General features: G+C 37.9%; 4 protein-coding genes. All 4 read left to right on the plus strand.

Annotated features, from left to right (window positions below):
- The first annotated feature begins 13 nt into the window (after nucleotides 1–13).
- On the plus strand, nucleotides 14–148 hold the full coding sequence (locus BTHERMOSOX_RS12115; RefSeq protein WP_428992042.1) for a copper chaperone PCu(A)C domain-containing protein: 135 nt from the start codon (nucleotides 14–16) through the stop codon (nucleotides 146–148).
- A gap of 17 nt (nucleotides 149–165) precedes the next feature.
- Nucleotides 166–840, plus strand: a complete 675-nt coding sequence (locus tag BTHERMOSOX_RS09530) for a Crp/Fnr family transcriptional regulator (protein ID WP_138120896.1) — start codon at nucleotides 166–168, stop codon at nucleotides 838–840.
- 74 nt (nucleotides 841–914) lie between these two features.
- Nucleotides 915–2036 carry a copper-containing nitrite reductase gene (nirK, locus tag BTHERMOSOX_RS09535; protein ID WP_138120898.1) on the plus strand — a complete coding sequence of 374 codons (1122 nt, stop codon included), beginning with the start codon at nucleotides 915–917 and terminating at the stop codon, nucleotides 2034–2036.
- Nucleotides 2037–2084: 48 nt separating this feature from the next.
- Nucleotides 2085–4177: nitric-oxide reductase large subunit (locus tag BTHERMOSOX_RS09540; RefSeq protein ID WP_138120900.1), on the plus strand; the 2093-nt coding region annotated here is incomplete at its 3' end.

Here is a 4177-nt window from a genome sequence, read left to right on the forward strand (position 1 = left end):
TGGAGAGACGCTTATGCTAAAGCCGATGTCTTATCATATTATGTTTATGGGCTTGAAAAAGCCTTTAAGTGAGGTTGAGACTGTAGATATTAGTTTAAAATTTAAGAACGCAGGCAATGTTCCAATTCGAATAAAGCTTGAGCATTGATAACAAGGGAGCGAACTATGCTAAGTGCTGAGCATCAAAAAATTCTACAGGTGAATGCTTTATTTTCTGGTTTTACTGAGAATGAATTAGCACAAATAAGCAGATTCTCTGTCTTTGTTGAGGTAGAAAACCAGCAGCGTCTTTTTGAACAGGGGCAAATAGCAAAAGATTTTTTCTTGTTAGTCAGTGGCAAGATAAAGTTGGCATTTTTATCTGCAGAAGGGCTTGAAAAGGTGGTTGATGTCATCCAACCAGGGTATAGTTTTGCTGAGGCAGTAATGTTTTTTAGGCAGAGAAAATACCCCTTAAACGCAAGTGCATTAGGACATAGCGGGGTGTTGCGTATTAATACTGGGCGCTATTTAAAAATACTGGAAGCCTCACCTAAATCTTGTTTTAAGATTATGGGTAAACTGTCACAACGACTACATTGGGCAACAAATGAAATCAATCATTTAGTTTTACATAATGGTAAATATCGATTAATTAAGTTTTTGCTTGCCAATGCAAAAAAATCAAACAATGTGGATTTATCTATTGCCAAAAATATCTTAGCATCACAACTCTCAATTAAGCCAGAAACGCTTTCACGTACGCTCAAGGAACTTTCCAAACAAGGCTTGATAGCAGTTGACAGTAGTCATATTGTGCTGCTCAAACCATCCGAGTTAGAAGATATTATTATTTCTTGAACACTTGACTTATATCAATGAGTGTCAATAATTGATACAGTATGATTTAATTCAATTAAATAAGGAGAAGAAATATGAAACAACTATTCAAAAAATTAAGTTTAAGTATAGTGCTATCAATGTCATTGTCAAGTATTGTCATGGCAGAGGCAGGAGCAGAATCTTATATTGCCAATGTTGGTGTTGAGTCTAACTTAAGGGGCTTAGAGCGCGTTAAGCAAATATTGGTTGCACCTCCTTTCTTGCCAAAACATGAGCAACGCTATTCAGGCAAGTCTAGAATTATTGAAATGGAAATGGTCATCGAGGAAAAAGAAATTGAAGTTGAGCCGGGAGTTTTTGTACAGGCAATGACCTTTGCAGGCACTAACCCAGGCCCATTAATGGTAGTGCATGAGGGGGATTATGTAGAATTAACACTCAAAAATCCGAAAACCAACTTTTTAGTGCATAATATTGATTTTCACGCCTCAACAGGTGCATTAGGTGGCGGTGCTTTAACTAAAGTGGCACCTGGAGAGGAGGTGGTTTTGCGCTTCAAAGCAGACAAGCCAGGCACTTATGTTTATCATTGTGCACCAGGTGGTATTATGATTCCTTATCATGTGGTTTCAGGTATGTATGGCGCTATTATGATTTTGCCAAAAGACGGACTTAAGGATAATAAGGGCAACTTAGTAACTTATGACCGTGCTTATTATGTGGGCGAACAAGGCTGGTATGTGCCAAAAGATGCGCAAGGCAACTATAAGCGTTATCCTAATGCGGTTGTTTCTATGAATGATACTTTAAAAGTGATGAAAAATTTAGTACCAACACATATTACTTACAACGGTAGAAAAGGCGCACTAACGGGTAAAAATGCAATGAAAGCCAAAGTGGGCGAAACTGTATTGTTTATCCATTCCCAAGCAAACGAAGATTCACGCATTCACTTAATTGGCGGTCATGGCGACCAAGTGTGGCCAGGTGGTTCGTTTAACAACACACCAACAGTTGACAGAGAAACTTGGAGTGTGCTCGGTGGTGAGGCAGTAGCTGCAGTTTACACCTTTAAACAGCCTGGCATTTATGCCTATGTTAATCACAACTTAATTGAAGCAGTTCTGTTAGGTGGTGTGGCGCATGTATCTGTTGAAGGCGAGTGGAATAATGACCTAATGAAACAGGTTAAACCACCAAGTAAAATTAAATAATAAATTAAAAACGACCTTAATAAAGGTCGTTTTTTATTAAGGAGCCTTATGAAAAATTATTCAGATTTTTTTACTATCAAAAGATTGTGGGTAGCACTGATTGTTAGTTTAGTTTTGTCTTTTTCTGCCTTGTTATACCTTGGTGGACAGATTTATCAGAAGGCACCACCTATACCAAATGCAGTGCAAATTATCAATGGTGATGTTGTTTATAGCAAGCAAGATATTAAAGATGGGCAAAATATTTGGCAAACTATAGGTGGCATGCAGCAGGGCTCAATTTGGGGTCATGGCAGTTATTTAGCGCCTGATTGGAGTGCAGATTGGCTACATCGTGAAGCTTTATCTTTGTTAAATATCATAAAATCTAATGGCTTTTATCTAAACAATAAACGCCAAACACAAGAAGCGCACAAAATTACTTTACGAGATGAAATGCGAACCAATACCTATAATGATGCAACGGGTGTGGTTACTATTAGTCAAGATCGTGCCTCGGCAATTGCCGAAACACAGCGACATTATATTGATCTATATACCTCAAATGAGCAAAAATACCAACAGCTCCGTGAAGACTATGCTTTTCCAATTAAAATAATTCTTAATGAGGAAAAAGCTAGAAAACTTAGTGCATTCTTTTTTTGGTCAGCATGGGCAGCATCAACTAATCGTCCTGGAAATGATATAACTTATACCAGTAATTGGCCACACGAGCCATTAATAGGTAACACTCCCCCTCCTTCAGTTTTGCTATGGAGTATTATTTCAATCTTTTTATTATTGGCAGGTATTGGCGGTATTGTTTGGTATTATGCCTCTCAATTTGATAAGTGGCGTCAAAATTCAGAGCCTGAACAGGGTATTGCCACAGCTGATTTTATTGAGAATAATAAAATAACCCCCTCAATGAAAGCCACTGCAAAATATTTTTGGGTAGTAACCGCATTGTTTGTGTCTCAAGTATTGCTAGGTATTATTACTGCACATTATGCTGTAGATGGACAGGGCTTGTATGGTATTGATATTGCGAATTATATTCCTTATGCAGTCACTAGAACTTGGCACACGCAATTGGCAGTTTTTTGGATCGCAACTGCTTGGCTAGCGACTGGACTCTATGTTGCACCATTGATTTCAGGACATGAGCCAAAATTTCAACGCTTTGGTGTGAATTTTTTATTCTTTAGTTTGTTGCTAATTGTGGTAGGGTCATTTGCGGGACAATGGCTAGCAGTAAATGGTTTTATTGAGGACTTGACCTTAAATTTTTGGTTTGGACATCAGGGTTATGAATATATTGATTTAGGGCGTTTTTGGCAAATTTATTTATTTATTGGCTTATTGTTGTGGGTTGCTCTGTTGTTAAGAGCTTTACTTCCTGCTTTTAAGGATAAAAATTTGAAATCACTCTTATTTGTTGTTGTACTTGCCACTGTTTCTATCGGTTTATTATATGCTGCTGGATTTATGTGGGGAAAAAACACTAATTTAAGCATTGTGGAGTATTGGCGTTGGTGGGTAGTGCATCTTTGGGTTGAAGGTGTGTTTGAGGTATTTGCCACTGCAATTATTTCAGTTTTGTTTGTGCGTATGGGGCTACTAAGAACTTCGGTTGCAACTACAATGGTAATCTTTACCACAATTATATTTTTAGGTGGTGGCGTATTGGGTACGCTACATCACCTATACTGGAGTGGAACACCAATCTCAATTATGGCAGTTGGTGCGAGTTTTTCAGCACTTGAGGTGGTGCCATTAGTAGTGATTGGGTTTGAGGCATATAACCATAAAAAATTAGAAAATCAGCAAACTTGGCAAGAAAATTACCATTGGCCGTTCATGTTTTTTAGTGCAGTATTATTTTGGAATTTAGTTGGTGCAGGTTTGTTTGGCTTTTTAATCAATCCGCCAATCGCCCTTTATTATATGCAGGGTTTGAACATTACCGCTAATCACGGACACGCAGCATTATTTGGCGTTTATGGGATGCTTGGTCTTGGTTTAATGTTATATGCTATGCGTGGTTTAACCGACATAAAACAATGGGATACTAAACTCTTGAAAATTACTTTTTGGTCGCTTAATATTGGCTTAGCAATGATGACATTTTTGTCTTTGTTGCCACAAGGCTTATGGCAAAC

The organism is Bathymodiolus heckerae thiotrophic gill symbiont, assembly GCF_900128515.1.
GTDB lineage: Bacteria > Pseudomonadota > Gammaproteobacteria > PS1 > Pseudothioglobaceae > Thioglobus_A.

Coding starts and splice junctions, on each gene's coding strand:
- nirK (WP_138120898.1), top strand. CDS start 915: ATGAAACAACTATTCAAAAAATTAAGTTTAAGTATAGTGCTATCAATG.
- BTHERMOSOX_RS09530 (WP_138120896.1), top strand. CDS start 166: ATGCTAAGTGCTGAGCATCAAAAAATTCTACAGGTGAATGCTTTATTT.
- BTHERMOSOX_RS12115 (WP_428992042.1), top strand. CDS start 14: ATGCTAAAGCCGATGTCTTATCATATTATGTTTATGGGCTTGAAAAAG.